A 1,166-nucleotide genomic window follows, 5' to 3' on the forward strand; every position below is an offset into this window, starting at 1 on the left:
CGGTGCCAGCGAGGACGAGATCCGGGTGCTGACGCAAAAGCTCCGCGAGGCCATGGCCGGCAAGGTGCGCGACCTTGCCCGGCGCGCCGAGCAAAATCCGCTGGGTCCCCGGCAACCGTTCCCGGCGGAGGTCCAGCTCATCCTCGACAAGGCCGTCGAGCTGCGACAAAAGACCCAGCACGCGACGCCCGAGCAGCTCGAGGAGCTGGCGCAGCAGCAGGACGCATTGCGCCAGCAGCTTCAGGCCTATCGGAAGTCGGCGAGCAACCGGGCCAAGGCGGGGGACGACGGGGCCAACCAGTTTACGCGGGACCGGAAATGCGGAAGCTAGCGCGCGTGCCAGTCTTGAAGGCGATGTCGATCGCCTGCCTCGCCTTCCTGTTGGGAGGCCTGCCGTCCGTCGCTGCCCAACAGGATCAGGATCCCGATGCGCTGCTCGATGGCGCGGAAAAGGCGATGCAGGATGCCGGCGATAACCTCCGCCAGAAGGAGTCCGGGCGCAGCCTGAGCAACCAATCCGATGCCATTCAGAAGCTCGAGGAGTACAAGCGCGCGACGGAAAGAAACCAGTCCTCCAATCGCGATCGCTCCGTCATCACGCAGCGGGATCTGGACGACCTTCTGAAGCAGATCGAGAAAGCGGCGCGCGAAGGCAATCGCGAGGCGGCGCAGCGCATGCTCGAGCAGCTGGCGCAGATCATGGAAAATCTCCAGATGGCGCAGCCCGGGCAATCCGGCGACAGCGACATGGAGCAGGCGCTCAACGAGCTCAGCGACATGATCCGCAAGCAGCAGCAATTGCGCGACAAGACCTACAAGCAGGGCCAGGATTCCCGGCGTGACCGCTCGCGCGGCAAGCCGCAGGGTGACCAGTCGATGTCGGACCTCCAGCAGGACCAGCAGGCGCTGCGCGACCGGCTGAAGAAGTTGCAGGACGAGCTCGCCAAGCGCGGCCTCACGCAGAAGGGACCAAAGGGCCAGAAAGGGCAGCAGGGGCAGAAAGGTCAGCAGGGCGATCAGGGACAGCCCGGCCAGGATGGCGATCAGGACGGTGACCAGGGCGATGATGACGGCAGCCTGGACACCGCCGACGGTGCCATGGGCGATGCCGGCTCAAAGCTCGGCGAGGGCAATGCGGATGGTGCCGTGGACTCGCAGGGCAAGGC

Annotated in this window: 1 protein-coding gene and 1 pseudogene; both read left to right on the forward strand. The window is 65.9% G+C overall.

Features of this window, described 5'->3' with window-relative positions; all coding sequences use genetic code 11:
• A pseudogene (locus tag AC1D00_RS42070) lies at positions 1-331 on the forward strand (TIGR02302 family protein); the annotation flags it as partial.
• Positions 319-1,166 (forward strand): DUF4175 family protein (locus AC1D00_RS42075; RefSeq protein WP_477014771.1); only part of this gene is annotated, 848 nt, incomplete at its 3' end. The pseudogene AC1D00_RS42070 and the gene AC1D00_RS42075, both read left to right, overlap by 13 nt.

The sequence above is a fragment of the Bradyrhizobium sp. P2_E8 genome, assembly GCF_056403875.1.